24 protein-coding genes are annotated in these 26,120 nt (G+C 68.6%); 6 read left to right on the top strand and 18 right to left on the bottom strand.

The window, feature by feature from the left end:
- Positions 1-146 precede the first annotated feature (146 nt).
- Complete coding sequence (locus HRC28_RS07395) at positions 147-1,181, top strand: hypothetical protein (RefSeq protein WP_182379484.1); 1,035 nt, start codon at positions 147-149, stop codon at positions 1,179-1,181.
- A gap of 55 nt (positions 1,182-1,236) precedes the next feature.
- On the opposite strand, the gene HRC28_RS07390 is transcribed toward HRC28_RS07395, so the two are convergent.
- Positions 1,237-1,854 carry a TetR/AcrR family transcriptional regulator gene (locus tag HRC28_RS07390; protein ID WP_182379483.1) on the bottom strand — a complete coding sequence of 206 codons (618 nt, stop codon included), beginning with the start codon at positions 1,852-1,854 and terminating at the stop codon, positions 1,237-1,239.
- A 65-nt stretch (positions 1,855-1,919) separates the two neighbouring features.
- Between HRC28_RS07390 and HRC28_RS07385 the strand changes: the two genes are divergently transcribed.
- The 3 genes from HRC28_RS07385 to HRC28_RS07375 are packed head-to-tail and all read left to right on the top strand — an operon-like array spanning position 1,920 to position 4,854.
- Positions 1,920-3,203 carry a TetR family transcriptional regulator gene (locus HRC28_RS07385; protein WP_182379482.1) on the top strand — a complete coding sequence of 428 codons (1,284 nt, stop codon included), beginning with the start codon at positions 1,920-1,922 and terminating at the stop codon, positions 3,201-3,203.
- A gap of 1 nt (position 3,204) precedes the next feature.
- Positions 3,205-4,200 carry a spirocyclase AveC family protein gene (locus HRC28_RS07380; RefSeq protein ID WP_182379481.1) on the top strand — a complete coding sequence of 332 codons (996 nt, stop codon included), beginning with the start codon at positions 3,205-3,207 and terminating at the stop codon, positions 4,198-4,200.
- A gap of 30 nt (positions 4,201-4,230) precedes the next feature.
- Positions 4,231-4,854 (top strand): TetR/AcrR family transcriptional regulator, encoded by a 624-nt coding sequence (locus tag HRC28_RS07375; RefSeq protein ID WP_182379480.1) that lies wholly within the window; start codon positions 4,231-4,233, stop codon positions 4,852-4,854.
- Here the strand turns inward: HRC28_RS07375 and HRC28_RS07370 are convergent, their stop codons facing one another.
- From HRC28_RS07370 to HRC28_RS07315, 12 genes are all read right to left on the bottom strand, one after another.
- The gene (locus HRC28_RS07370) at positions 4,855-5,943 is read right to left on the bottom strand and encodes a peptidyl-prolyl cis-trans isomerase (protein WP_182379479.1); all 1,089 of its coding nucleotides are present in this window, start codon (positions 5,941-5,943) and stop codon (positions 4,855-4,857) included. It lies immediately after the preceding gene.
- Positions 5,940-8,234 (bottom strand): RND transporter, encoded by a 2,295-nt coding sequence (locus HRC28_RS07365; protein ID WP_182379478.1) that lies wholly within the window; start codon positions 8,232-8,234, stop codon positions 5,940-5,942. Before HRC28_RS07365 ends, HRC28_RS07370 begins: the two co-directional genes overlap by 4 nt.
- 3 nt (positions 8,235-8,237) lie before the next feature.
- Complete coding sequence (locus tag HRC28_RS07360; RefSeq protein ID WP_182379477.1) at positions 8,238-9,572, bottom strand: MlaD family protein; 1,335 nt, start codon at positions 9,570-9,572, stop codon at positions 8,238-8,240.
- Positions 9,569-10,786 carry an MlaD family protein gene (locus tag HRC28_RS07355; RefSeq protein WP_237111836.1) on the bottom strand — a complete coding sequence of 406 codons (1,218 nt, stop codon included), beginning with the start codon at positions 10,784-10,786 and terminating at the stop codon, positions 9,569-9,571. The genes HRC28_RS07360 and HRC28_RS07355 overlap by 4 nt, the downstream gene beginning before the upstream one ends.
- The gene (locus HRC28_RS07350; RefSeq protein ID WP_182379476.1) at positions 10,786-12,180 is read right to left on the bottom strand and encodes an MlaD family protein; all 1,395 of its coding nucleotides are present in this window, start codon (positions 12,178-12,180) and stop codon (positions 10,786-10,788) included. The genes HRC28_RS07355 and HRC28_RS07350 overlap by 1 nt, the downstream gene beginning before the upstream one ends.
- Positions 12,180-13,463 carry an MlaD family protein gene (locus tag HRC28_RS07345; RefSeq protein WP_182379475.1) on the bottom strand — a complete coding sequence of 428 codons (1,284 nt, stop codon included), beginning with the start codon at positions 13,461-13,463 and terminating at the stop codon, positions 12,180-12,182. Before HRC28_RS07345 ends, HRC28_RS07350 begins: the two co-directional genes overlap by 1 nt.
- Positions 13,460-14,884, bottom strand: coding sequence for an MlaD family protein (locus HRC28_RS07340; protein WP_182379474.1), 1,425 nt, complete (start codon positions 14,882-14,884; stop codon positions 13,460-13,462). Before HRC28_RS07340 ends, HRC28_RS07345 begins: the two co-directional genes overlap by 4 nt.
- On the bottom strand, positions 14,881-16,131 hold the full coding sequence (locus HRC28_RS07335) for an MlaD family protein (protein ID WP_182379473.1): 1,251 nt from the start codon (positions 16,129-16,131) through the stop codon (positions 14,881-14,883). Before HRC28_RS07335 ends, HRC28_RS07340 begins: the two co-directional genes overlap by 4 nt.
- Before the next feature lie 3 nt (positions 16,132-16,134).
- Positions 16,135-16,941: an ABC transporter ATP-binding protein gene (locus HRC28_RS07330; RefSeq protein WP_182379472.1), complete on the bottom strand. Its 807-nt coding sequence runs from the start codon at positions 16,939-16,941 to the stop codon at positions 16,135-16,137.
- Positions 16,942-17,015: 74 nt separating this feature from the next.
- Positions 17,016-17,891, bottom strand: a complete 876-nt coding sequence (locus HRC28_RS07325) for an ABC transporter permease (RefSeq protein ID WP_182379471.1) — start codon at positions 17,889-17,891, stop codon at positions 17,016-17,018.
- Positions 17,888-18,772, bottom strand: coding sequence for an ABC transporter permease (locus HRC28_RS07320; RefSeq protein WP_202033261.1), 885 nt, complete (start codon positions 18,770-18,772; stop codon positions 17,888-17,890). The genes HRC28_RS07325 and HRC28_RS07320 overlap by 4 nt, the downstream gene beginning before the upstream one ends.
- 86 nt (positions 18,773-18,858) lie before the next feature.
- A complete protein-coding gene (locus HRC28_RS07315; protein WP_182379470.1) occupies positions 18,859-19,227 on the bottom strand; it encodes a hypothetical protein in 369 nt (122 codons plus the stop codon).
- Between the two features lie 252 nt (positions 19,228-19,479).
- Here HRC28_RS07315 and HRC28_RS07310 point away from each other — a divergent pair, with 252 nt between their 5' ends.
- Positions 19,480-21,825 carry a LuxR C-terminal-related transcriptional regulator gene (locus tag HRC28_RS07310; RefSeq protein WP_182379469.1) on the top strand — a complete coding sequence of 782 codons (2,346 nt, stop codon included), beginning with the start codon at positions 19,480-19,482 and terminating at the stop codon, positions 21,823-21,825.
- Here HRC28_RS07310 and HRC28_RS07305 read toward each other — a convergent pair.
- The 4 genes from HRC28_RS07305 to HRC28_RS07290 all read right to left on the bottom strand — a co-directional run bounded on the left by HRC28_RS07305 (position 21,780) and on the right by HRC28_RS07290 (position 24,472).
- Positions 21,780-22,745, bottom strand: coding sequence for an AMP-binding protein (locus HRC28_RS07305; protein WP_182379468.1), 966 nt, complete (start codon positions 22,743-22,745; stop codon positions 21,780-21,782). The two genes, HRC28_RS07310 and HRC28_RS07305, sit on opposite strands and share 46 nt — an antisense overlap.
- A 101-nt stretch (positions 22,746-22,846) precedes the next feature.
- The gene (locus HRC28_RS07300; protein ID WP_237111735.1) at positions 22,847-23,116 is read right to left on the bottom strand and encodes a cytochrome C oxidase subunit IV family protein; all 270 of its coding nucleotides are present in this window, start codon (positions 23,114-23,116) and stop codon (positions 22,847-22,849) included.
- Positions 23,117-23,126: 10 nt separating this feature from the next.
- Positions 23,127-23,753, bottom strand: a complete 627-nt coding sequence (locus HRC28_RS07295; RefSeq protein WP_202033259.1) for a cytochrome c oxidase subunit 3 — start codon at positions 23,751-23,753, stop codon at positions 23,127-23,129.
- Positions 23,750-24,472, bottom strand: coding sequence for a hypothetical protein (locus HRC28_RS07290; protein ID WP_182379467.1), 723 nt, complete (start codon positions 24,470-24,472; stop codon positions 23,750-23,752). Before HRC28_RS07290 ends, HRC28_RS07295 begins: the two co-directional genes overlap by 4 nt.
- A gap of 75 nt (positions 24,473-24,547) precedes the next feature.
- On the opposite strand from HRC28_RS07290, the gene HRC28_RS07285 reads away from it, so the two are divergent.
- On the top strand, positions 24,548-25,366 hold the full coding sequence (locus HRC28_RS07285; protein WP_182379466.1) for an alpha/beta fold hydrolase: 819 nt from the start codon (positions 24,548-24,550) through the stop codon (positions 25,364-25,366).
- Here the strand turns inward: HRC28_RS07285 and HRC28_RS07280 are convergent.
- Complete coding sequence (locus tag HRC28_RS07280; RefSeq protein ID WP_182379465.1) at positions 25,338-26,120, bottom strand: hypothetical protein; 783 nt, start codon at positions 26,118-26,120, stop codon at positions 25,338-25,340. The two genes, HRC28_RS07285 and HRC28_RS07280, sit on opposite strands and share 29 nt — an antisense overlap.

Genomic DNA, 26,120 nt, shown 5'->3' with positions numbered 1-26,120 from the left:
GCCTCACGGCAGCTCCGGGCCGGCTTCGTTTCCGGCCAGAAAACTCATCATTAATTTATCTGGCCTTAAAATCAAACAGACTGTACGATTCCTGTACATACTGTTCGATTCGCCTTCGTCGGCCACAATCATGAAGGACGCACACGATGCTCTTCGGCACCGACAACATCACCGATCCGGTCCCCGTACCGCCGGGCTTCGAGCCCGGTTACTCCCCCATCGACGGCTACGGGAACCTGCTCCCCCACCCGTCCCCGATCATTGCCAGCGACTTCGACGCCTGGTTCTTCCTCTTCTGGGCAGGCCTCCTCGTTGTCGTCCTGGCGGTTCCGTGGGCCTCGATCCGACTGTTCAAGCACAAGGACCCGCTCCCCTGGCTGATGCTGCTCGCCGGCCTCGGCACCTCGCTCGGCGAGCCGATGCTCGACCTGGTCGGCCACCTGCGCTGGTCGGAGAACCTCCACGGCCCGGCGTTCACCAACTTCGGCATCCCGGTGCCGCTGCTGATCCCACCCTGTTACGCCCTCTTCATGGGCCTCGAGGCGTACTGGATCTGGTCGGTCATCCAGAAGGGCATCAACAAGCGCGCCTTCTTCCTCATGTTCGCGGCCGTCGGCATCAGTGACGCGATCATGGAGCACCCCGGCGTGATCATGGGTGTCTACGAGTACTACGGCCAGCAGCCGTTCGAGTTCTACAAGTTCCCGTTCTACTGGTCCTTCATCAACGGCGCCGCCATCTGCTCGATCGCCGTCGTGCTGCACTACGTGTGGCCGCGGGTCCAGGGCAAGGGCCTCAAGATGTTCTGGGTCGTCCCGATCGGCATCATCGCCACGACCGCTGCCGAGTTCGGCACGGGCTTCCCGGTCTTCCTCGCGATCAACGCGGACATCCCGGTCTGGCTCCAGTGGGTCATCGGTTCGGGTTCGCTGTTCCTCGCCGTCTTCTGGATCAGCAAACTGGGTGACCTGGTCTGCACCGAGTCGAGCCTGAACTGGACCTTCTGGGGTCTGTTCAAGTCGCGGTTCATGACCCCGGCAGCACGCCACCGCTACATCGAGAGCATCGGCTGGAACTCCGACGTCGAGCCGCCCTCCTCGGAGTGGCCGCCGGTCCGATGGGTCGAGCGCGCCGCCACCTCGGCACCGGACAGCACGCCGCCCGAGAAGGTCGGTGTCTGACCAACGCGCCCGGTCCCTCGGCCCGTCGCACCAGCGGCGGGCCGGGGGTCGTTCGTCATTCGGCGTAGAGGGCGCTCCACATGAGGTTCGCGACGGCCTCGAGCTGCCGCTCGCTCTCGTCGGCACTCGCGTCGGCGACCAGGTGGTAGAGCCCGCGCTCGAGCATCCAGACCAGCCACTGCCCCGTGCGATCCGCGTCGAGGTCCCCGCGGTCAAGGGCCCGCAGGTGGGCCGTGAGTCCGGCCGTGGCCCGCGCCACGAGCGCCGAGTGCAGCTCGCGAATACCGGGGTCGTACGACGCCGCGTCGGTGATCGAGCGCAGGATCTGGCGGTGCTCGCGGTAGGTCACGAACAGCGGCCGGAGCGCATCACGCACCGCCTTCTGCGAGTCCGGCACGCCGAGCTCGAACCACGGCGCCCCGGCCTCGGTCAGGTCGATCGTGACGTCCTCGGCCATGGCTGCCAGCAGGGCTGCCTTGTCGGAGAAGTACGAGTAGAACGTCGAGCGGGACACCCCGACGGCCGTGATCAGTCGCTCGACGCTGAGGTCGGAGTACTGCTCCCCCGCTTCGAGCAGCGGTGCGACCACGCCGATGAAGTGACGAGCCAGAACCAGCCGCCGCTTCTCCCGGGTGGGCTGCAGCGGGTTTGCCTTCTCCATCGCGCGCGCCATGCGGGAACCCTACCGACCTGCGACCGGAAATCGAACACCGTGTACGACCAGGTCGGAGAAGCGCCGTGACGGCCGCCGTCCGCGAGCGTGGCGACAGGGCACCGGCCCCGCAGCGCCCCGGCGGCACTGCCACCCGGATCCTCGACGCCGCGGCGAAACTGCTCGCCGAGAAGGGGTACGGCGGCCTCCGGATCTCGGACGTCGCGAAGGCCGCGGACGTGCGACCCGCCGCGATCTACTACTACTTCGCGTCTCGCGAGGTGCTGGTCGAGGAGGTGCTCTGGTTCGGCATGTCGCGGCTGCGCCGCCACGTCGAGGAGACCCTCCTCGACGCCGGTGAAGACGTGCCCGCGGTCGACCGCCTGCTGCTGGCCGTCGAGGTCCACCTCCGCTACGAGCTGGAGATCTCCGACTACACGCAGGCCTCGATCCGCAACGCCGGACAGGTGACGCCCGAGATCCGCGAGCGGCAGCGCCAGGAGTTCCGCGCCTACCGCCGACTGTGGCTCGACCTGGTCGACGCCGCAGCGAAGGAGCGCGGCCTCGCTCCCGACACCGACCGTCGTCTCGGTGTGATGCTCATGATCGGCGCCCTCAACGGGACGGCGGAGTGGTGGCGCGCCGACCGCGGCGACCTCCAGACGGTCATCGACCACGCCAGCCTGCTGGTGCGGCACGGCCTGCTCGGCGGTGCCGGCGCCGCCGCGACGCCGGTCCCTCTCGCCGTACCCCCGACGCCCCCGGCCTCCCCCGAGACCCGCGACCGGATCATGGCGGCGACGGCGGCCACGCTTCGCGCCCGCGGCTACTCGAAGTGCCACCTGTCGGAGATCGCCGAGCGAGCCAACGTGCAGGCGCCGGCGATCTACCACTACTTCGCTTCGCGCGACGCCCTCATCACCGAGGTGCTCTCCCGGGGCCAGCGCGCCGTCGGGAACCACATGCGCGCCGCCGTCGACGCCCTCCCGGCGAACGCCGACCCCCGGCACCACGTCGCCGCCCTCACCGAGGCCTACCTGCGCGTGGAGCTCGAGCTCAGCGACTTCGCCACCGCCCTCACCCGCAACGTGGGACAGGTGCCCCCGCCCGTGCGCGCTGCGCTCCAGGTCGAGGGCGACCGTCTGCACGCCCTCTGGCACGCCCCGCTCGAGGACGCAGCGAGTGCAGGCCTGCTCCGCGCCGGCCTCGACCCGTCGATCACCCGGATGCTCGTGCTCGGGGCCCTGAACTGGGTCCCGGAGTGGTGGCACCCCGGCGTACCCGTGGACCAGATCGTCGGCGCCGCCCACCGCCTGTTCGGCGCCGGGCTGTTCCCTCCCGTGACCACCGCAGCACACCAAGGAGACTGACATGGCTCAGCTGACCGCGCTCGGCACCGACGCCGCGGCACCGACCACCCGTCCGGCAAGCAAGCCAGTCCTGATGTGGGCGGCCATCGGCGTCGTCTGGACGATCGTGTCGATCGTGACCCTCTACGGCTGGGTCACCGGCGACGACTTCGGGGCGCCCGAGGTCCGCGGACCGGACCAGATGGACGCCGGCAAGCTGATCGGACTGCGCATCGTCGAGGTCATCAGCACCGGCGTGTTGGCCATCGCCGTCTACTTCCTGGCCTGGAAGCCATGGCGACGCGACAAGAAGGTCACCCTCGACGCCCTGCTGCTGCTCGGCGGCATCACCGGATTCGTCATGGACTGCTGGCTCAACACCCAGTCCTTCCTCTTCGCCTTCAACTCCCACTCGGTCAACCTCGGCGCCTGGTCGTCTTCACTGCCCTTCCACAACGACGCGGTGCCCAGTCACTATGCAGAGTCGCTGCTCTGGGGCCTGCCGATGTACATCTACTTCTGCGCGGCCCTCGGCTTCGTGAACACGATGGCGGCACGCCGCATCCGTGCCCGGTGGCCCGGACTGTCCACCCAGAGCATCCTGGCCATCCTGTTCGTCGGCGACCTCGTCTTCGACTTCGTCGTCGAGAACGTCATCATCCGCACCACCGAGGCCTACTCCTTCGTCCAGACCAGTGGCCCCCTGACCCTGTGGGACGGCGAGCAGCACCAGTTCCCGCTCTACGAGACCTTCCTCGTCGCCTGCGTGGCCATGTGTTTCACGTACGCACGCTGGTCGGCGGACTGGGACGCTGACGGACTGTCGGTCATCGAGCGCGGCGTGCTGACGATCCCGTCGTCGTACCGCCTCGCCGTACGCACGTTCGCCGCGATCGGCTTCTGTGCCGTCGTGCTGATGATGTGCTACCACCTGCCGTTCAACTGGATCAGCCTCACCGGCGACTCGTTCGCCGACCTGCCCAGCTATCTCGCGCCGGCCGGGCTGACCCTCCCGTAGCCGCCTGTCCGGCGTCCCTAGACTTCGGGCATGGCGGGCAAGGGTGGCGGACGAGCTGATCGGACATCGACGGCGAAGTCCGAGGCGACCCGGGCCCGGGTGCTCGACGCCGCGGCCCGTGTTCTCGCCCGCGAGGGGTACTCCGGCACCAAGTTGACCGACGTCGCCCGCGAGGCGGACATCCAGGCCCCGGCGATCTACTACTACTTCGCCAGCCGGGAGGACCTCATCGAGGAGGTCGCTGCCGCGGGGGCGAACACTCTGATCGACCAGGTCAACGAAGCGATCGCAGCACTCCCGGCCGACGCGAGCCCGCTCGATCACATCGATGCCCTCGCCGAAGCCCACATCCGCTTCACGATGACGGCACCCGACTACGCACGCGCGGTGCTCCGCAACGCGGAGCAGTTCCCCGACGGGATCGAGCTGCGCCACGTCGCGGTGATGCAGCGCTACCAGCGCCTGTGGGCCACCCAATTGCGCGAGGCACAGAAGGCCGGTCTGCTGGACACAACGGTCGACCTCGCCATCGCGAGGCATCTGGCGATCGGTGCCCTCAACAGCGCCATGGACTGGTGGGCGCCCGGCCGCTCCTCGGTCGCGAAGGTCGTCGCCCAGACCCGGCACCTGCTCCGGCACGGGCTGGGCGGCTGATCACTCCGTCGGTGCGGGCGTCTCGGTTGCCGGGGCCCCGGAAGCAGGCGGGTCTGCAGCAGGGGTCGGGGTGGAGTTCGCGGGCGGCGCCGTCGGGTCGTCCGGGAGGTACCCGTCGGCGTACTCGACGTCGGCGCCCTTCAGTTCCTTGGCGAGGAAGTCCCGCCATACCTTCAGGCGCGCCTCGGCCGAGAGGCGGTCGATGATCTCGGCCTTCACATCCGTGAAGCTCACTGGCCGAGCCTTCACGACTTCCACGACCTGGCCGACGTTCCAGCCGTAGCTGGTCTTCACCGGGCCGAAGATCTCCCCAGCCGCCGCGGAGAAGGCGATCTTCCCGTAGCCGTCCTCCAACTGGTCGGCGGTGACGAGGCCGAGTCGACCCCCATCGTCCTTGGTGCTGCCGTCGAGCGACCAGGTCGCGGCGAGGGTGCTGAGCTTGCCGGACTTGCCGGCCAGGCGGGCCACGCGGTCCGCGTCGGCGCGGGTCTCGACGACGACGTTGACGAGCTGGCGACCTTCAGGGGTGACCATGTCGCCCTCGTTGTCGTCGTACTTCTTCTGCGCCTCGGCCTCGGTCGCCTCGGGGACGTCAGCGGTGACCTCGTCGACGAGGCGGGAGGTGGCCAGCTGTGCCCGGATCTCGTCGAGCACGTCGCGCTCGGAGATCCCGCTGGTCGAGAGGAACTCGACGAACGCGTCGCGCCCGCCGGTGAGCTGCTGGTCGATGAGCTTGTCGAGCTCGGTCTGCGCTTCCTTGTCCGAGATCACGATGTCACGCTTCGCCGCCGCGTCGGCGAGCACCAGGCTCACGACCATCGACTTCGCTGAGTCGCGGTTGAAGTCGTCCTTCTTGTCCGCGTCGTCGGGGCGCTTGACGCCGTACAACGCCTCGAGGACCTCGAGGCGGTCGTCGAGCTGGGTCGTGGTGACCACGCGGTCGCCGTAGCGGAACGCAGCGTCCTCGGGCAGGTCGTCGGCCCGCGTCACCCCGAAGGCGACTCCAGCCCCGGCCAGGGCAACGACCAGGATGCCTGCGACCAGCCGGCCGCGAGGGGTGCTGAGCACCTGCTTGAGCTTGTCGATCACGACGACACCACCACCAGTTCATTCTCGGGTACGACGACCGGGACGGTGTCTTCGCGGGTCTCCGGCAGGACCACCCGGTCGACCACCAGCGCGGCCACGAAGGAACACACCACACCACCGGCAAGCAGGAGCCCGAAGTCGCGCAGGACGGCCAGCTCCGAGAGTGCGAGCACCAGGTAGCCGGTGGTCCCGGCCAGGGCCGCGGTTCCGACGGCACGCAGATCGGCTCCACGCCGCAACATCACCGAGAACTCGCAACCAGTGGCCGTCACCAGCGAACCGAGCGCGATGGTGAGCGGGTTGAGGGAGCCGGTGGTCGCGGCCGCCAGGAGTGCGACCCATCCGGTCGAGACAACGACCGTCAGCACGGCCCGGAGGGCATCGTCGCGGGACCGGAGTCCGATCCAGATCGCAGCGCCGGCGAGGCCGATGCCCGCGAGGTTGATCCACAACCGTCCCTCGCCGACCAGCTCGAGGCCGCGGGCAGCGGACACCGGGAGACCGACGGTGTCGACCTCGACCCCGTCGGGCGGAGTGCCGACCGCGCGGTCCAGGTCGTCGAGGAGATCTCCGAGTTCGGCCACGTCGTCGAACTCGACGGCCAGCACCACGACGCCCTCGGCGCGGTCGGAGCGGAGCACCGCCGACGACAGGTAGCGCGGCATCACGGCCACGGCTGCCTTGATCTGGTCCGCCGTGGGTTCGGCGCCGAGGAAGCGGAGCAGGTCCGCGACGCTGAGGACCGGGTGCACGCGGTCACCAAGTTCCGTGACGATCCGGGTCTGGGCCTGCTGGCTCCAGGCCAGGACCTCCGGCGAGGTGACGTCGTCGGCCCTGATCACGAGGCTCACCTCCCCCGCCGACCCGAGCAGGTCCTCGGCGTACTGGGCGTCGTCGAGTTCGGGGAGCCCGGCGGCCAGTTCGTCGGGCTGGGCCTCGACGGCGAGACCCGACAGGGCGACCCAGCCGAGGCCGGCGCTGCCCACGAGGAACGCCGTCACGATGACGCGGCCCAGGCCGGCTCGCGGCCAGGCGAAGCCGGGACGGTCAACGGACACGACCTTCGACGGTGCGGGATCCGGGACCGGACCGAAGTGCCAGCGGACTGCGAGGGCCGTCGCCACCGTGAGCAGGATGCCCACTGCCAGGGCGATGCCCAGTTCCCGGACGAACGGGAGCGGCGACAGGGCCAGCGAACCGAAGCCGAGCATGGCGGCCAGCGCCGTGATCAGGACGGCCCGATTGGACTTGCCCCGTGAGAGATAGAGCGGGAAGTCGCTGCCGATGCCGAGCAGGATCGGCAGGAACGCCACCACGCCGAGCGAAAGCGGCTGGCCGGCCCATCCGAAGCCGGACAGGGTGGCCGCCGTACCAACGAGGGCCGCAGCGGTGGGCCGGAGGCGCGAACGGCGCCGGGAGGTCCAGCCCACCACCAGGAAGATGAGGCCGACGGCACCGACGGCCACGGCACCCAGCACGGGGAGCTCGGCCCGTCCGCGGTCGGCCAGGCCCGCGGCGACCACGGGAGCGCCGGTCACGGTGCTCCGGCTGAGCTCGATTTCGACGTCCTTGACGGCCGACCGCACGCCGTCGACCAGCCGCGCGGTCCCGTCGGCGTCCAGACCGGCCCGGGGGCGCACCAGGACGGTGACGCTGTTCGCGGACGGCAACAGGTAGCGCCACTGTGGCCGGACGTCGAGGTTCTCCTCCTCGAAGAGGACGGTCTGTACGAACCGCGGGTTCTTCAGCGTCGGCAGGCCGGCCGGCAAACCCTGCACCATCAGGGCGCCGTAGCGTTCGTCGAAGCGGGCCAGCGCGGCCTCGCCCAGTTCCTTGACCTTGCTCTCGGGGATCCCGCGCTCGCGGGCCGTCGCCATGACTTCCTGGCGGTAGCCGTCGCGTCGACCGGAGATCTGGGCGAGCATGTCCTGCGCCGCCCCGGCGGTCTGGTTCAGCACGGTGCCCGGGCCATAGACCGCGGCGACGTCCGGCAGGTTGGCCAGTTGGCCCTCGAGGCCGACCAGGTGCACCAGCGCCTCCGGGTCGTTGAAGAGGGCGCGGGGCTCGCTGGTCTCCAGGATGACGATGACGGGATCGCCCCCGAAGTCGTCGGACTTGGCGGCGAGCGCCTTCTCGACCGGGTCCCCCGCGGGCAGGAACGAAGAGGTGCTGGTGTCGATCTCGACCCGCAACAGGCCGAGCACGATCACCGCGCCGAGGGCGACCGCCCCCAGCAACGCCGCCCACTGACGACGCTGCCGGGATCCGGTGTCACCGCTTCGCTCCAGCACGGCTCAGCGCTTCTCGACCCGCGGGTAGTCACCCTTGCCGAACGGCCGGGGCTCGTCGACGTTGCCCGGCAGCGGGTACGGGTTGTTCCACATCAGGCCACCGGTCTCGCTCGAGACGATCTTGAGCGGGTTTCCGCGCACCGTTCCCGGGCCTTCAGCGGTGGCGGTCAGACGGATCGGGATGATGCCGTCCTCGGCGCGGACGTCGAAGGATCCGCCGAAGCTGGCGAACAAGGCCCCCAGGTCGAGGCCGTACGGCGCCAGGTAGCTCAGCATCGGCTGGACATCGGCCAGCGTCTTCTGGGCATCGGGCACCAGGTCCTGCACGGTCGTCCCGAAGGGCTTGACCTTGGTGAGCGTGGCCGGCGCCGAAGCGAGGACACCGTCCAGGTCCGGCAGCAGGGCACGCAGGTCGCGGGAGACCGGGCGCAGGTTGGTCAGTGCCCGCGACAGGTACGGCGACGCGGCACGAAGATCGGCGGCGATCGGGGTCAGCGGGACGCTGAGCTCGCTGAGCTTGCCGGCCGCAGTGTCGACGTTCGCGACGACCGACGGCAAGAGCCGGACCGTCTCCTCGATCTTGACCTGGTTGTCGGCGGTGACCTGGGTGAGTTCCTGAGCATCGCTGACCAGGCCCACGATCTGGCCCTGGCCGGAATCAAGGGCATCAAGGAGGAGCCGTGCCTCGACGCTGAGCTTCTGGAGGTCGTCGCTCTGCTTGGCGAGGGCGTCGAGCACGGTGCTGCCCTCGGTCCCGACGTGTCCGAGCCCGGTCATCAACCCGTCAAGGTCGGCGCCACGTCCGCGGGTGGCTGTGTCGAGCGCCTGGACGGCACTGCTCAGGTGCGCCCGGGTGGGCTCGTCGAGCGTGTCGAGCAGTTCGTCGACGTCGACCGAAGGTGTGACTGCGGCACGGTCGAGAACGGTCTGGTCCTCGAGTTCGGAACCGTCACCGTCGATCACCTCCACGAACGAGGAACCGACCAGCGACTTCACACCGATCCGGACGTTGGCGCCCTCGTGCAGTGGCGCGGCCTGCTCCTCGACGCTGATCGTGACCTTGACGGTGTCGCCCTCGTGCTCGGTCGACTCGACCCGCCCGACGCGAACGCCGGCGATGCGGACCTCACCGAACTCCTTGAGGTTCTTGATGTCCTGCGACTGGAACGTGATCTCGTAGCCACCACGATCGGCGACGATCGGGATCTGCCCACCGGCCTTGACCCAGAGGAAGCCGAAGCCGACGGCACAGGCGAGGGTGAACAGGACGACCGTGCGAAGACGCGGGTCCGTGGCGACGGCTCCGAGGCCGCTCTTCACTGCTGCACTGGGGCTCACGACAGACCACCTCCGGTGGGATCGGTGACCTTCACGACGACGTTGGCGCGGCCGAGGCCACCGTTGACGTCACCGAGGCTGAAGGAGGAGGACGTGTTGTAGACGAAGCCACCGAGGTCATCGAGCCACGGCACAAGGCGCTGGGTGGCCTGCGGCAGGTTGGCCACGACCGGGCTCAGGTCGGCCAGAGCCGAGTTGAGATTGCGGGTGAGCGGTCGCAGGTCGGCGACGACTGGTCGCGCCTCACGGACGACGGGGCCGGCCTTGGCAACCAGGTCCCGGGCATTGCTGACCGTCTTCGACAGGTCCTTGATCGTGCCGGGCAGTTCCTCAGCCGAGTCGTGCAACTTGCGCAGCACCGGGCTGAGCTCGTCGGTGAGCTTCTTCGCGTCGGACATCGCGTTGCGCAGAGTGCTGGTGACACCGGGCAGACGGGCCAGCGAGGTGCTGAGTTCGGCGTCCCGGGCGCTGACCACGGCGAGCGTGTCCTGAAGCGCAATCACCAGTTCATCGAGCCGCTTGTCGTCCTCGCCGGCGGCTGTCGCGATCTGGGCCACGGACGTGACGAGGTGACTCAGGTTCGCCCGACGCGTCTGCAGCGCCTCGACGACTCCCGTGAAGTTGACGGCCGCCTTGTCCGTGGCCTTGAGGCCCGGGGCCAGATCGGTCGGGGCCGATGCCAGAGCGACGTCGGCCTGGGTGACCAGATCGGTCAGGGCGGCCCGTGCCCGGTCATCGAGTTCGTCCAGAAGTTCGTAGGGCTGCACGACCCGCTGGGTCTGCGACACCGGGATCACGCCGCCGTCGGACAGCTTGCCCGCTGACGGATCGCCCGGGTCGAGCATCACGTACATGACGTTGAGCGGTGTCTTCGAGCGCAGCACGAGCTTCGCGTTCCGGTAGACCTCGTGGCCCTCGTCCAGAGTGAAGGTCAGCCGCGCGTTGCCACCGTTGGTCGGCGCAGCGTCGGTGACCCGGCCGACGGTGACGCCGGCGATCCGAACCTCTTGGCGGCTGGCCAGCTGGATCGCGGGTGCCTCGTCGAACTCGGCCGCGAACTTGTAGGTGTCGTCCCACGGCTTGATGACCTTGTACTGCCCGAAGATGTAGGTCATCACGACCACTCCGGCCACCAACAGCGACACGAGCAGTACGACGTCGCGGCCCAGGCCGGGCGTGTTCTTCATCCGCTCGACAGCGGTCTCGAACTTCATCACGGCACGAGCCCCAGGTTCTCGAAGACCGACGAGCGCAGCGCGCCGGTGATGCCTGCCTGGTCCAGCGCCAGCGTGACCAGGCTGTCCAGGTCGAAGGGGAGCCCCGAGAGCGAGTTCAGACCGACGCCCGCCTGGAACGCCAGCGTGGAACCACGCTGGTCCTGGGACATCGACGCGCGGTCGACGTTGGTTGCCATGTAGGCCAGCTCCTCGTAGAACTTGTGGTCAGCGAGGTAGCCGCCGCCACCTCCTTCGTACTTGCCCTCGCCCTTCCACGGGCTGAGCACGAACTTCGACACGGGTCCGTTGACCCGGTCGAGGACGGGGCCATGCAGGTTCTTCAGGACTCCGGTCGCGCGGGTGGCCGTCGGGACCAGGTCCTGCACCGCGGGACGCGCGTCACGCAGCAGGGGTTTGAGGTCGGCCATCAGCGGTCCGGCGTCCTTCAACAGCGGATCCAGTTCCTCGATCAGGTTCGCGATCTCGGGGGCGGAGGGCCGCAGGTCGGCCGCAGTGCTCTCGAGCTCCGTCACCGTGTTGCTCAGGCCGGTGAGGCCCAGTCGGGTCTGGTGGATCGTTGCCGGCAGGTTGGCCAGCGTCTCGGAGAGCTCGCCCCGCCGCTCCGCGAGGACGCCACTCGCGACGTTGAGGTTGCGCGCGATGTCCTTGAGCTGTCCGTCGCGCCGCGTCAACACGTCGGCCGTCGTGTTGAGGTCCGCCACCAGGGCCGGCAGATCCGCGTCCGGCCGCGTCCCGCGGGCCGCCTTCACCACGTCCGCACCGGGGTCGAGGACATCGGGCGCGGTCTCGAGCAGGGCGTTGAGCTCGTCGTCGCTCTGCTCCAGCGTGGCTGCCGCAGAACCGCTCAACCCCTGCAGGGCTTCGCGCGCCGTGGCGGGCAGCGCCTCGGCGATCCGGTCCAGCTCCACCGGCGCGGAGGTGCGGGCCAGGGGGATCTCGCCATCGAAGTTGCCCTCGGGGCCTCCAGCATTCAGTTCGACGGCGTACCGACCGCCGAGCAAGGTGCGCGGCTCGATCCGGGCGATCGGCTGGGAACCCACCGTCTCCAGAGCCTTCTCCTCGACCTTCATCTTCACGATGACGGTGCCCTCGTCGGTGCGGTTGATGTCGGTGACGGTGCCGACCGTGAGGCCAGCGATCTTGACCGTCGAGTCGTGGGCCCGCAGCTTGTAGCTGTCGGCGAACTCGGCCGAGATTTCGCGGCCGCCCGCGAAGTACGACGTGATCTCGGCCTTGGCCGCGAGCAGGCCCAGCACCAGGACCAGCAGCACGTAGAACTGCACTCCCAGCCTGAAGTTGCGGCCCTTCGCGTACGCAGCCTTGGCCGCTGCGCCCGCTCCGAGCTCGGGTGCTGGATGACGCCTGGACATCAGTTGGCTCCTCCGCTGCAGTCGGTGACCGTGGCGTGGTTGTAGGACGTGCCGGGGCAGGGATAGGGCTCGGACCGGTAGAGCGGGTCCGACAGGCCGGCGACGCTGAACAGGCCGACGCCGGTCAACTGCGCGGCGAAGTAGTGCTGGTTCGGGTCGCCGTCCAGGATTCCCTCGAGGAGATCGTTCTGGGCGAAGAACCGCGCAGCGTCGTTCGTGTACGGCACGAAGCGGTACAGCAGGTGCTCCAGGCTGTTGACCGAGGACTTCAGGGGGTCGAGCAACGGCCGGGCGTCCACCAGGGTCTCCGTCAACGACGACAGGGCCGGGTCAGCGGCCTTGGCCACGCCGGGGACCTTGTCGAGGGTGTCCGGCGAATCCCGGAGGAAGGCGCGAAGGTCGGGGGTGGCACCACCCAGCGCGCGGGCGCCGGGCTCGAGATCCCTCAGGGCAACCTCGGCGTCTCCGAGCGGTGCGTAGAGGTCGTCCAGCGCCGTCTCGACCGTCGTGAGTGCGGCCGGGAGCCTGGCGATCGTCTCCTCGAGCGGCTTGCCGTTGTCGACACCCAGCGCCTGCACGGTCCGGTCAGCGTTCTCGACCAGACCCTTGATCTCATCGGTGCGTCCGTTGAACCGGTTGACCAGGCGGTCCGCACTGATCAGCAGGCCAGCAATGTCGGTCTGGTCGCTCCCAGCAGCCTCCATCACGGTCTCGAGGTCCTTGAGCAGGTGGGGCGCAGCGGCCAGGACTGCGTTCAGGTCCTCGCCGTGACCGGTCGTGCCCACAGCGAGCTCCCCCACAGCCTTCTGCAGCGAGGCACGGGTTTTCGGGTCGAGGGCCGAGAGCACGTCCTCAAGGGAGGTGGAGCTCTTGGTGGCCTCGAGAGCGATCACTTGCTCGCCGAGTTCCCCGGCCTGGGGCGTGCCCGGGTCGAAGCCGAGGTACTTCTTGCCGAGCGCCGAGGTGTTACCCACGAAGGCGGTGGCGTCCTGGTAGACGTCGACCTTGCCGTCGAGTCGCAGCGTCACTTCGGCCACGCCGTCGACGTACTCGATCTTGCTGACGGTGCCGACACGCAAGCCGTCCTGCTTGACGTCCTTGCCGGTCTTGAGGATGCCGACGCTCTCGAACTGTGCCTTCACCTCGGTGTAGCGCTTGCCCGGGAGAGCGCCGCCGGTCTGGACGATGCCGCCGATCCACCCGACCACGACGAGGGCGAGGATCATGGCCACGCCGACGACGACCTTGCGGGCGACATCGCGGTGGACGGGACGGTTGCTCACTTGTTTCCTCCCAGGAGCTGGCCGAGCAGGTTCTGTTCCTGCAGAGCGGTGAGGCCAAGGGCGCTGGTCGGGTCGGTGGCCGAGGTCCTCGAGGCCTTCGGTGGCTGCTTGCCGAGCAGGCCGAGAAGGCTGCCGCCGAGGCCGTCCAGCAGTCCGTCCACCGTCTTGCCGAGGTCCGGAAGGCCGGGCAACACATTCGGCGCCTTGTTGCCCTTCGCGGCGGGCGTCTGGCCCTTCGGCAGAGCGCCGACAGGGACGAGCGACTCCGCCAACTGGCTCAGCGTCGACGGCGTCACGTAGACGACACCGCGGAAGTAGTGGGACAACCCATCGCGGCCGTTGGTGCTCAGCGCCCACTTGCGCACGAAGTCCATGACGTCCTGGAGGTGGTTGTCGAGCAGCGCCCGGCTGACCGGCTTGAGGGACGCTGCCGTCGACGCCAGGTCCGGTCCGGTCTGGCGCAGCGTCGCCACCACCGGGGCCGCGGCATCGAGCAGCCGATCGGCCTCGTCGAGCACGGGCTTGAGGGAGGCGAGCGCCGGGTCGGCGGAGTCGGCAAAGTTGCGCAACTCCTTCACGACGTCGTCGAGATCGCCCGTCAGCGGTCGCAGGGCCTTCAGCGTGGGTGTTCCAGCCCGCGCCGTCGCACCGAACCGGGCGAGGGTGCGCTGAGCGGAGAGCAGGGTTCCCGGCAGTTCCCGAAGGGTCGCCTCGAGCGCCACCTGCTGGTTCCCGAGCGCGGCCAACGTGTCGCGCGTCGACTCGACGAGCGAGTCGAGGGTCTTGCCGCCGTCCGCGGCCAGCGCGGCGGTGACCGGGTCAGTGGCCTTGACCAGGCTGGCGAGCACCTCGTTCTGCTCGGACAGGATGGCCCCGACCCTGCCGGTGTCCTGCATGGCCGGCGCGAGCACCTTCAGCGCCTTGGCCAGCTCGGCGCCGTTGTCATCGAGGCCCTCGCCGAGGGTCGTGACGAGCGAGGCGAGTCCTGCTGCGGTGGGGTCCTCGAAGGTGTTCAACACGTCCTGCAGGGTGACGGCCGTCGATGTCCGCTCCTCGGGGATCACCGTGGAGTCGGTGAAGGCCGCCTTGTCGGAGCCCGCATCGAGGTCGATGTAGTTCTCTCCGAGCACGTTGACCGGTCGCATCGTCAGCGTCGCGTCGTCGTGGAGCGGGAGGACACCGTCGTTGACCTCGAGGGTCAATTGGGCCTTCTTCCCGACCAACTGGATGCCGGAGACCTGACCGATGCGCACGCCGGCCGAGCGGACTTCGGCGCCGTTCTCCAACTGGCCGGCATCAGCGATGGTCGTGGTGATCTGGTTGGTGTCGTCGTCACCTCCGGTTACGACGACGCCGACGGCGACGACAGCGACGGCCGTCAGGCCGACGGCGCTGCGCCGGAACAGGTTCGAGGCACTCATCGGACGCCATCTCCGTTCGCATCGGTCCACGGCTGCTCGATGAGCGAGCCCGGCTCGGGCTCCTTGGCCTGGAACATGAAGGGGGGCAGGATTCCCGGGTTGCTGTTGAACGAGCTGACCGACGCCGGGATGAGCGCGCGGCCGAAGTGGCCGGCGCCGTTCTTCGCGGAGAACAGCGAAGCCCAGTTGGTCAGGAAGCCCACGATCTCGGGGGTGTACGGCCGCAAGAAGCTGACGGCGGGCTGCAACTGGGTGAGCGCCGTCTCCAGGTCCGGGACGGTCTGGGTGGCGATCGACAACAGCCCCGGCGTCTGCTGGAGCAGTTCGTCGGCCGCGTTCAGGGTCGGCCGCAGCTCGGCCACCACCGGACGGAGGTCACGGAGCACGGGGTCCAGACGCTTGGCGACCGACGGCAGGTGGGCAATGGCCGGCTGGAGGTCCTCGAGCAGCGGGACGGTCTCGTCAACCGCTCCGGGCACCTTGCCGAAGAACTTCTCGGCCGAACGCAGGGTGGCCGGGACCTCGTCGAGCGCGGTCCGCACCTGTCCTGCCTGTCGTACGGCGACCGCGACCAGCGCGCGGAGGTCGCGCACCGTTCCGGCGACATCGGCGTCCCGCGACGACAACGCCTGCGTGACCTGGTGGAGGTTGGTGACCAGCGCCGAGATGGCGTCGCCGTCCTTGCCGACACCTTCGAGGATCTCGCCGAGCCCCTCCACAAACGGCCCGGCCTCCGCCAGGGTGGCGTTGATGTCGGTGTCGTTGCGGTTGAGCGTGGTGTCCAGGTGCCCCACGAGCTTCTTGACCTTCGCGCGGGTGGGTTCGTCGAGTGCCTTGACGATGTCGTCCAGTTCGACGCGTTCGGTGTCGGCCTTGAGCAGCTTGCCCTCCGGCAGCTCGGGGTTGCTCTGCGGGCCGGGCAGGACGTCGACGTACCGGCGACCGACGACGGAGTTCCACCGCACGTTGACGGTCGTTCCGGCGTGCAACGGGGCGCTGTCGGGATCGAGCTCGAGGACCAGGCGGGCCTGGTTGCCCTCGACCTTGATCTCCTTGACCTGACCGATGTCCTGGCCGCCGATCCGGACCTCGCTGCCCGTCACCAGGCCGTCAGCGGCCGGTGTCACGACGTCGAGCTGGTAGGGATCCTCGCCCGAGACGGTCTTGATGCCGACCACGGCGACGACGGCAACCGCACCGCCGACGACCCAGGGCCGGAGATTGTTGAACACAGCAGAAGAAGGCACAGGTCAGTCCATCCCCAGGGGGCCGTCAGCGGCGCCGGCCAGGAACTGGCGGACGAAGGGGTCACCTGAGTTGAAGGCGCCGTCGGCGTCGCCGTAGTGCACGATCTTGCCCTTCCAGATGACCGCGACGTAGTCGCTCACCTCTCGAGCCGTCGGGATGTCGTGGGTGATGACGATGTAGGTGCCGCCGTGCTCGGCGTGCACCTTCGCGATCAGCTGGGACAGGAGCTTGGTGCGCACCGGGTCGAGGCCCGAGTCGGGTTCGTCGAACAGCACCACGTCCGGCTTGAGGACCAGGGCGCGCGCGAAGCCGGCGCGCTTGCGCATGCCGCCGGAGATCTCGTTCGGTGCCTTGTCGATGGCCTTCTCCAGCCCGACCTCAACCAGGTTGGACATGACGATGTCGCGGATCTCGCGCTCCGACTTCTCGGTGTGCCGGCGCAACGGGAAGGCGACGTTGTCGTACAGGTTCATCGACCCGAACAGGGCGCCGTCCTGGAACAGGACGCCGAACCGCTTGCGGAGTTCGAAGCGGTCCTCCTCCGAGGTCCGCCAGATGTCGGTGCCAAAGACCTTGACCTGTCCGGCATCGGGCTCCAGCAGGCCCACGATGTGCTTGAGGAGCACGCTCTTGCCCGTACCGGACGGGCCGAGGACCGTGGTGATCGCATCATCCTTGAAGTCCATCGACAACCCGTTGAGGATGTGGGACGAGCCGAAGCTCTTGTACACGTCGCGGATCTCGATGGTGTGCTCGGCGGCCGAGTCGACGTGGGCGACCCGGTCGTTGAGCGGAAGCACGGCGGTCATGGAATCTCCTGGAGTACGTCGGATGCAGTGGGAGCAAGAGGGAGGTCGGCGCGACGGCACCAAAGGGCGCGGCGTCAGGTGCCGAAGGCCTCGGTGAGCACGTTGGCGTAGAAGACCTGGGCCATGATCATGGCGATCACGCTGATCAGGACGAGGTTGACCAACATGCCCTGGGCCGTGGCGCGGCCCACCCCAACGGGGCCGCCGGAGGCGTTGTAGCCGTAGTAGCAGGCCACGACAGTGATGACGAACCCGGTGACCGTTCCCCACAGCACTGCGATGAAGAAGTCACGCGGGCTCTGCAGCAGGAACAGCACGTAGGTGAAGCCACCGCTGGAGACCGAGCTGAGCAAGTCGACGAAGAACAACTTGCTGGCGACGAAGAAGACGCCGAGCGAGGTGATGAACAAGGCCGGGAGCACGATGATGCTGGCGATCACCCGGCATCCGACGAGCCACGGCAGCGACCGGACGCCCATGACGTCCATCGCGTCGATCTCTTCGCTGATCCGCATCGCACCGAGCTCGGCGACGATGCCGCAGCCGTACTTCGCCGCGAGCACCCAGCCGAACACGATCTCCACCACCCCACGCATCAGCGGCACGGCGGGGATCGCGGCGACGTAGCTCTCGAGGCCGATGCCCTCGAAGAGGAACGTGCCGGTGATGCCGAGGAGGGCGCCGAGCATGAAGAGCATGAAGAGGATGACCAGTGCGTTGGACCGGATCAGGGAGGCGCACTGGCGCAGGATCTCGCCGGGGTAGAGCCGCACGCAGACAGGCAGTTCCTTGACCACCTGGATGGCGAAGGCGATCAGCGAACCGGCGTCCTCGACGGGGCCGCGCAACCTGCTCGACTCAGCGAGGCGCAGGGCAGTCCGCTCGGAGCGCGTCGAGCGCCGCCCCGGGCCCTGCTCGCTGTTGATGGCGTGGTCGACGGTGTCGGTCATCGGAAGGCCCCCAGACCCGGGAAGAAGCCGAGAATCACGGCGTTGTAGCCGAGCTGCATGATGAAGAGCGCCAGGAAGGCGATCACGACGGCCTGGTTGACGGCCTTTCCGAGGCCCATCGCGCCGCCCTGGGCGGCGAGGCCCTTGTAGCAGCAGACCGCTCCGATGAGCAGGCCGGCGAGGAAGCAGTTGAACATCAGCGCGACGAGTTCGACCGTGCTCAGCGTCGACCACAGGAAGGCGCCGTAGAAGTCGGACTTCGGGATGCCGCCAATGAACCAGGACCCGAACTGCGACGACAGCACGGTGATGATCTCGGCCGGGATGGCCAGCAGGGTGGTGATCAGGGTGATCGACACCATGCGCGGAAGCACCAGCGTCCGGATCGGGTCGATGCCCATGACCTCCATGGCGTCGAGCTCCTCGCGCACCTTGCGCGAGCCGAGTTCGGCGGTCAGCGCTGCGCCGATGACGCCGGCGACCAGGAGCGTCGCGACCCACACGGTGAACGTGCGGGTGGACTGCACGAGGAGCAGCGGGCCGTAGAGCTCGCCGACACCGGCAAGGTTGACGAACTGCATCGACGGGACCGACAGGGCGAGCAGGAACCCGAAGAGCGCGATCGAGATCGAGAGCCAGGAGCGCTTGATGGTGAAGTGCATCTCGTCGAGCACGTCGTTCCAGTATCCGCGCGGGTGGCGGATCGCGCTCCACATCACCTTGCCGAGCAGCAGGGTCATGCCGCCGGCTTCCGAGGTCACCGAGCGGATCGGACCGGGCACGTTGGCCACGACCTGCGAGAGCTTGCTCCCGTAGGGGCCGTCGGGCTCGATCGGCGGCCCGTCGTACGCGGGTGCCTCAGCCTCCAGGTGCTGGCTCACCGACTACTCCTTAGTGCTCCACCGACAAGGGCAGGCAGTTTTTAATAGGTCTTAAAATCGAAGATACATTAGAAACGTGACGTAGATCAACCCGTCGCGACCAGCTCGCGCTCGGTGATGCCGGCGAACAGTTCCAGCAGGACAACTCCCTCGCCATCAACGACGATGTCTCCGGCAGCGAGGGCTGCGGCGAGGTCGATCTGGCCACGGCACACCCCAACCGCAGTGTCGGCCGCCATCGCGACGACGCCGGTCACGCCCGCCTCCCCGCGATGGACCGGACGCACCTCGCCGCTGCCGCAGTCGACCAGCAGCACACAGTCCGGATCGATCAGGCCGAGGCGGAGCCGCCGGCCGTTGCCCTGATGGCTCGCGGCGTACGCCGGGGCGCGAAGTGCTCCCTGGATCGTGTCTCCGACGTACTGAACGTCCTCGTCCGTACAGGTGACCAACATGGCTGACCTCCGGGTCTCCGGCGAGCAGGGCTGCTCGACGGTCCAAGATTGCGTCGCCGAGTGGGCCGAGTGGGCCCGGTCACATACGTATTTCGATACGTATGTACGCCGTCACACGTTCGTGCCCGGTGAGGCAGACGAAGGGCGGGGCGGCCCGCGATATCGTGAGAGATCCCGGTCACACAGGTCCGTCACGCCAGCAGGCGTGCGTCGTTGTCTGATCGAGGGAACACATCGGCCAGGCGAACGAGGGTGAGTGCACAGATGACCTCGGCGACGGACCTCGGTTCGGAGACCAGCCAGCTGCCGGTCGAGGTGACCTCCTTCGTGGGCCGCCGCGCCGAGCGCACCGACCTTCGTGAATTGCTGGCCGGCAGTCGACTGGTGACGCTGACCGGATTCGGCGGCATCGGCAAGACACGGTTGGCTCTCAAGGTCGCCTCCGAAGTGCGCCGCGCCTTCAAGGACGGCGTGGTGTTCATCCCACTCGCTTCACTGACCGAGCCCGAACTCCTCGCCAACACGATCGCCGCAGCGCTGGGCCTGGAAGGGCGCTCGACCCGCGCGGCCGCCGCGGTCACCGTCGAGTACCTCAAGGGCCGCTCGACCCTGCTCCTCCTGGACAACTGTGAGCACGTCGTCGATGCGGTGGCGATCCTCGCCGACACGCTGCTCCGCACCTGCCCGGACCTGCGGATCCTCGCCACCAGCCGCGAACCCCTGCGCATCCAGGGCGAGGCGATCCACGCCGTGCAGCCACTGAGCGCGCCACGACGCGGCGACGGGTCCCCCCTCCAGGGCTACGAGGCCGTCGAACTGTTCCTCGAACGGGCGCGGGCGCTCGTCCCCGACATGGAGGTCACGCCGGAGAACCGTGACGCCATCGCCACCATCGTGGCGCGGCTCGAAGGCATCCCGCTGGCCATCGAACTGGCCGCCGGGCGGCTGCGCGCCATGACGCCCCAGGAGATGGAGCGCAACCTCACCGAACATTGGGAACTGCTCAGCCGCGGCAGCCGCACCGCACCGCAGCGCCAGCGCACCATGGCGGCGTGCATCGAGTGGAGCTTCGACCTCTGCACGGCCACCGAGAAGGAGTTGTGGGCCCGGCTGTCGGTGTTCGCCGACGGGTTCGGGATCGACGCCGCACGCGAGGTGTGCGCACCGATCGATGAGTCCTTCGACGACGTCCTCCTCGACCTGGTCGACAAGTCCATCGTGATCCCCCTAGCCGGCTCCGACCGCACCACCTTCCGGATGCTGCCGCCGATCCGGCACCGCGGCATCACCCAACTCGAGGCCCACGACGAACTCCCGCACTGGCGACGCCGGCACCGGGACTGGTACACCGCGTACGCCCGCAAGGTCGCCGCCGAGTGGCCGAGCGCCGCACAGGTGGGCCACCTCGAGCGGCTGCGGCGGGAGCGTCCCAACCTCACCGCGGCGATCGAGTTCTCCACTGTCGCCCCCGGTGAGGCCCAACCCGGGCTGGAGATCGGCGCCTGCCTGCTGGAGTACGGCGAGGCGGACGGCGTCTATCGCGACAGTCGCGTCTGGTTCGACCGGCTCTTCGCCCAGGACACCGACCGCACGGAGATCCGGGCCCGGGCGCTGCGCGCCGCCGCATGGTTCGCCGCCATGCAGGGAGACCTGGATCGCGCCGGCGCGCTGCTCGAGGAAGGCCGCAGCATCGCGCAGGAATTCGGCGGGCACACCGACATCCTGCTGACCCAGGCAACGGCGTTCGTGGCGATGTTCACCGGCGAGGTCGACGATGCAGCACGGCTCTTCGACGACGCCATCCTCGGCTTCCAGAAGTACGAGGACGTCGGCCAGGAGGCGCACACCCTGGCCCTCTCGGCGCTGAACCACGTGATCCGCGGCGACCTCGGCGCCGCCCTCGCCGCGCACGAGCGCTGCCTCGCCCTGACCGAGCCGGCGGGCGAACTCTGGTACCGGTCCTACTCGCTGTGGATCATCGGGATGGCCCTGGTCGTGGCCGGGCGCACCGACGAAGGCAACGCCGCCCAGCGCGCGAGCCTCCAGATGAAGCGCTCGACCCGCGACAACCTCGGGATCGGGACCTCCGTCGAAGCGGTCGCCTACGCCTGTGCCGAGGACCTGCCGGAGCGAGCCGCAGAACTCCTGGGCGCGGCCGACGCGATCTGGTCACGCATCGAGACGTCCACGGCAGCGCTGCCGGGGCTGCATGCCCTGCACGTCCAGTGCGAGACCACCGCCCGATCACTACTCGACCCCGCCGTCTACGAAGAGGCGTTTGACCGCGGTCGCGCCCTGACGCCCGATGCTGCCATCGACCTCGCGCTGGAGGAGTCGACCCCGACCGCGCCGCGCAAGGCCGCCGGTGCCCCGCGTCGTACGCGCCGGCCCGGACCATCGGGCGCGCTGACCCCGCGTGAGCGGCAGATTGCCGAACTCGTGGCCACCGGTGCGACGAACAAGGACATCGCGAGCACGCTCGTGATCTCCAAGCGGACTGCCGAGACCCACGTCGAGCACATCCTGACGAAGCTCGGCTTCACCAACCGCGGTCAGATCTCCGCCTGGGTGACCGAGCAGTCGGACTCCTCCAGCTGAAGGTAGCCCGGCTCCACCACCCGGACCAGGGCCCCCCACAGGTCGCCGAGGGCCCGCCGCACCGGAGCTGCGCACCCCGCCCCATCGACCACGACCAGGGCCAGATCGGGCGGCGACAACCGCAGTACCCGCTCGGCACCCAGCCCGATGATCTCGATGGCTGCCTCGCTGGTCAGGTGCAGGACCGTCGCATCGACCGCAAACGCAGTCCGGAGCACCTCGACGCCCGTGGGACGGCGCGGGACCGCGACACCTCCCCCGCTGGCCAGGACAGCTGCCCCGAGTTGTGCGGCCACCGCCGACAACACGGGAGCCGCGCCGACGAGCACGGTGCCGGAGCCGATCTCGACGTCACCGAAGAGTTCGCGGCCGTTCGCCCGGCCCTGCTCGTCCGCGAGCGGATCGGGCAGCCGCACCTCCACCGGACGGCGGGACGGGCCGATCACGTGGTGCAGCGTCCCGGACGGTGTGGCATCGACCACCCGGACCGGTGCGGCACTGCGAGCCAGCGGCAGGCTCCGGTGGTTCGGGAACTCGGCGTCGAGCCCGTAGCGGGCCCGGATGTACGGCGTCAGCGAAACCAGCGCCTGTGCGGTGCGCTGCTGTCCGGTCGATGCCACGACGACCAGCGCTCCACTGGTGTTGATGGCGAAGGCCATCTGCTCGAGCGTGTGCGCCGGATCCAGCACCATCAGCACCAGCCCGGCCCGACGTACGCCGACGAGGAACTCGTAGACGCCGGTCGAGTGCTCGGACAGCAGCGCGACCACGTCGCCTCGCTGGAGGTCGTGACCGGCGAACAGCGAGGCGAGGAGCATCGACCGCCCCGCCAGGGTGACGTGGTCGAGCCCGGGCGCACTGTCGCTGGACAGCAGCGCGCAGCCGCGGAGTGCCGCGACGCCGGCTTCACTGATACTCACGAATTCTCACCCTCCTGACCACTGCAGATGTTCCCGGCTACCCGGGTGCCGAAGGATCGGGGCGAATACCTACGTACGTACGTATCAGCGGAGTTGCCGCCTCAGGCGACGACGTAGATCACGACGAGCACCACGAAGGTGACCCCGACGTAAGCCTCGACGAGCAGCCGCAGCGGCAGCGGCGCTTCGCGGATCTCCATGAAGTGCAGGGCAACCAGGCGGATCTTGATGAAGGCGATACCCAGGAGGAGCAGGCCGATGGCGGCAGAGCCGCCGTGCTGTTCGAGGCCGACCACCGCAGTGAGAACCGTGGCCGCAACCAGGACCATCCACACGTTGGTCTGACGGTCGCTGAAGAGTCGCGCGAGCATGGCAGTCACCTCACCGGATCAGGTAGAGCAGGGGGAACAGGACCAGCCACAAGAGGTCGACCATGTGCCAGTAGATGGCGCCGCACTCGGCGAACTTGCGCTGCCCCGCGCTCACCTGGACCCGGCGGGCCGTGCGGACCATGAAGATCATGATGATCGCGCCGATCACCAGGTGCGCCAGGTGGATGCCAGTGAAGACGAAGTAGTACATGAAGAAGTCGTTGCTGCCGCCGGAGTAACCCTCCTGGACGAGCAGCGTGTACTCCGTCGCCTTGATGGCGGCGAAGCCCAGCGCGCACACGAGGGTCAGCGCGAACAAGCGGCTTGATGCCGCCGTACCGTCGCCGAGGCGACGCAGTCCGCGGATGACGAAGAGGGATCCCGTCAGCAGCAGGGCGGTGTTGATGATGCCGAACACGGGATGCAACTCGTGCTGCGCCGCGGCGAACATGCCAGGGTCCTCGCCGCGGGTGACGAGGATGGTCCCGAAGAACAGGGCGAAGACCGCCATGTCGCCGAGGATGAAGACCCAGAGCCCCTCCTCGCCCGGAATCCTCTTCGGACGACCGGACTCCGGCGCCGCGGCGGGATCGATGTCCGTCGGCAGCTCCTCGGCAGGTACGGTCCCGACCGTCACGAGGCGACCAGGGACTCGGGTGCACGCTCCTGCGCGGCATCGACCGGCGGCACGGCGCGCAACAGCATCACGGAGCCCACGAGGAACCAGCCGCCGAACAGTGCTGCCGCCAGCCAGAAGGACAGCAGGCCGTTCCAGGCGAAGGGCCCGGTCTTGAAGAAGAGCAGCAGGAACGCCGGCAGGAAGCAGAACGCGGCCCAGAAGTTGAAGTAGCCGAACCAGCGCGGGAACGGCGGGTTCTCGCGCTTGTCAGAGAGGATCGCAACACCCCAGGAGACGCACTGCAGGATGGCCGGCGGGCCATTCATGATGAAGGGCACCCAGGCCAGGTCGATCAGCATCCGGAGCAGGTCGGGATCGCGGTCCGGGCGGAACGCGGCAGCGCCGAAGATCAGCACCGGCATCGAGATCGCGAAGAGACCGCCTGCGGATCCGATGATCTGGATGTAGGCCAGGGGTGAGAAGTCGCCCTCGATCCGCTTGATGTGGGCCGCGATGAGCGCGCCCATCGGCACGGTGAAGCCGGCACCGAAGAGCATCAGGACCGCGCCGAGCCGGATGCCGTTGTAGTCATCGGCGATCTGCCGGGCCACCTCGTCGGCGGTGTCGGACGGCGACGGCGGCGGCATCCATCCCGAGGCGATCAGTCCCCCGAACAGGAGCACGACAAGCATGAATCCGCTGCAGGCGCAGGCGATCTGGACGGGCCGCGACATCATGGCTTGCTCCTTGACTTCGTTGTCCGGGTCACAACATTCGTTGACCCAATAAAATTTAGTCTAAAGTAGATTCTTGTGATCGAGCAACCCTCTCGCGGTCCCGGCCGCCGACAGGACGCACCCGACCGGGTGCTCCTCCTGCACGGCATGGGCTGCGGACCCTGGGTCTGGCGCGAGGTCGAGGCGGCGCTCCCCCCGCACCTGACGGCGGTGGCGCCCGTGGTTGCCGGCCATCGCGGCGGTACCCGGCTGAGCCGGGACGCTGCGAACTCCGCTCCCGAGCAGATGGTCGACGACCTCGAGCGCCAGCTCGACCAGCTCAGCATCGACCGGATCCACGTGGTCGGCAACTCGCTCGGCGGCTGGCTCGCCCTGCGCCTCGCCGAACGTGGCCGCGCACTGAGCGTGCTCTGCCTCGCCCCGGCCGGCGGCTGGCGTCCCGGCTCGGTCGGCGAGAAGCTCGTGGTCTCGCGGTTCGTGCTCGGGCACCGCGTGGCCCGTCGACTCGAGCGCACCCCACGCTTCCTCCGGGCGGCCCGGGTACGACGTGCCGTCCTGGCGCCCGTCGTCCACGACCCGCCCGCCGTCACGGTGGCGGACACCGTCAGGTTCGTGCAGGACCTGGCCGACTGTCAGGCATTGCGGGCCGCGATCGGCCACGCCGAAGCACGGCAGCTCACCGCGATCCTCCGTGTCGGCGCGCCGACCACGATCGCGTGGTCCGGTGACGACCGGGTGCTCTCGGGGGACTGGGCGCGCGACGGATTCCGGCACCTGCGCGTCGACGAGGTCGACGTACCCGACGTCGGCCACCTGCCGATGCTCGACGATCCGGGCCTGGTGGCCGAGCTGATCGCGAACCGGGTCAGGACCGCAGCGCCGTCGTCTCCGTGACCGCCGCGAGATCGTCCCGCTCGAGCTGGCTCAGCGCCTTCCAGGTCAGCCAGGTGCCGAGCGCGGTGAACACGAAGAACTCGACGAAGACGACCCAGAAGCTGATGCCGCCGTGCCACGCAAACAGCCCGGTCTTCACGAACGGCATCACCGTCAATGGGACGTAGCAGAACGCGGTGAAGAACGAGACGTAGGCGAACCAGCGCGGGTAGAGGGTCACCACCCGGCGGTCGCGCAGGATCGCGACACCGATCGCCACGCTCTGCAGCGCGGAGCAGACGAAGGTGGTGTCGAAGAACATCCAGCCGAAGTCGTAGAGCGTCTGCACCATCTCGGGCGAGCGTTCCTCGACCCGGAACGCCGCCGTGATCCAGATCGTCGCCGGGACGAACGTGACCAGCCCGGTCAGGAGTCCGCCGATCACCTGGATGCCGGCCAGGGGACCCATCGGTCCCTCGATCCGGCCGATCACCTTCGAGATCGCCACGCTCCACGTGACGTAGAAGGGACCCGCGAACGCCATCATCACCATGCCGAGGGTCAGCCCGGTCTTGTGCTCCACGAAGTAGGCGTGAATCTCGTTGGCTGTCCAGTCCTCGCCCGGCGGAGGCCAGAAGCCCGCAAACACGGCGAAGCCGAGCAGGCCGAACACGACATAGCTGCCAACGAGCAGCAGGGCGACCCGCAGCGTCACGTAGTCCCCGTGGACCTGTGCCTGGTCTGCTGGCGCGCGGGAAGCGTCGGTGAGCGTCAT

The organism is Nocardioides sp. WS12, assembly GCF_014108865.1.
Classification (GTDB): Bacteria; Actinomycetota; Actinomycetes; order Propionibacteriales; family Nocardioidaceae; genus Nocardioides.
Note: the sequence above shows the minus strand (reverse complement) of the source record. Positions and strands in the feature narration are given on the sequence as shown.

What these genes read in the sequence shown, in the direction of transcription:
- HRC28_RS07375 (WP_182379480.1), top strand. Translation starts at nt 4,231, where the DNA reads ATGGCGGGCAAGGGTGGCGGACGAGCTGATCGGACATCGACGGCGAAG.
- HRC28_RS07355 (WP_237111836.1), bottom strand. Translation starts at nt 10,786, where the DNA reads ATGAAGTTCGAGACCGCTGTCGAGCGGATGAAGAACACGCCCGGCCTG.
- HRC28_RS07300 (WP_237111735.1), bottom strand. Translation starts at nt 23,116, where the DNA reads ATGCTCGCGCGACTCTTCAGCGACCGTCAGACCAACGTGTGGATGGTC.
- HRC28_RS07350 (WP_182379476.1), bottom strand. Translation starts at nt 12,180, where the DNA reads ATGTCCAGGCGTCATCCAGCACCCGAGCTCGGAGCGGGCGCAGCGGCC.
- HRC28_RS07315 (WP_182379470.1), bottom strand. Translation starts at nt 19,227, where the DNA reads ATGTTGGTCACCTGTACGGACGAGGACGTTCAGTACGTCGGAGACACG.
- HRC28_RS07395 (WP_182379484.1), top strand. Translation starts at nt 147, where the DNA reads ATGCTCTTCGGCACCGACAACATCACCGATCCGGTCCCCGTACCGCCG.
- HRC28_RS07380 (WP_182379481.1), top strand. Translation starts at nt 3,205, where the DNA reads ATGGCTCAGCTGACCGCGCTCGGCACCGACGCCGCGGCACCGACCACC.
- HRC28_RS07280 (WP_182379465.1), bottom strand. Translation starts at nt 26,120, where the DNA reads ATGACGCTCACCGACGCTTCCCGCGCGCCAGCAGACCAGGCACAGGTC.
- HRC28_RS07325 (WP_182379471.1), bottom strand. Translation starts at nt 17,891, where the DNA reads ATGACCGACACCGTCGACCACGCCATCAACAGCGAGCAGGGCCCGGGG.
- HRC28_RS07330 (WP_182379472.1), bottom strand. Translation starts at nt 16,941, where the DNA reads ATGACCGCCGTGCTTCCGCTCAACGACCGGGTCGCCCACGTCGACTCG.
- HRC28_RS07390 (WP_182379483.1), bottom strand. Translation starts at nt 1,854, where the DNA reads ATGGCGCGCGCGATGGAGAAGGCAAACCCGCTGCAGCCCACCCGGGAG.
- HRC28_RS07340 (WP_182379474.1), bottom strand. Translation starts at nt 14,884, where the DNA reads ATGAGTGCCTCGAACCTGTTCCGGCGCAGCGCCGTCGGCCTGACGGCC.
- HRC28_RS07290 (WP_182379467.1), bottom strand. Translation starts at nt 24,472, where the DNA reads ATGATGTCGCGGCCCGTCCAGATCGCCTGCGCCTGCAGCGGATTCATG.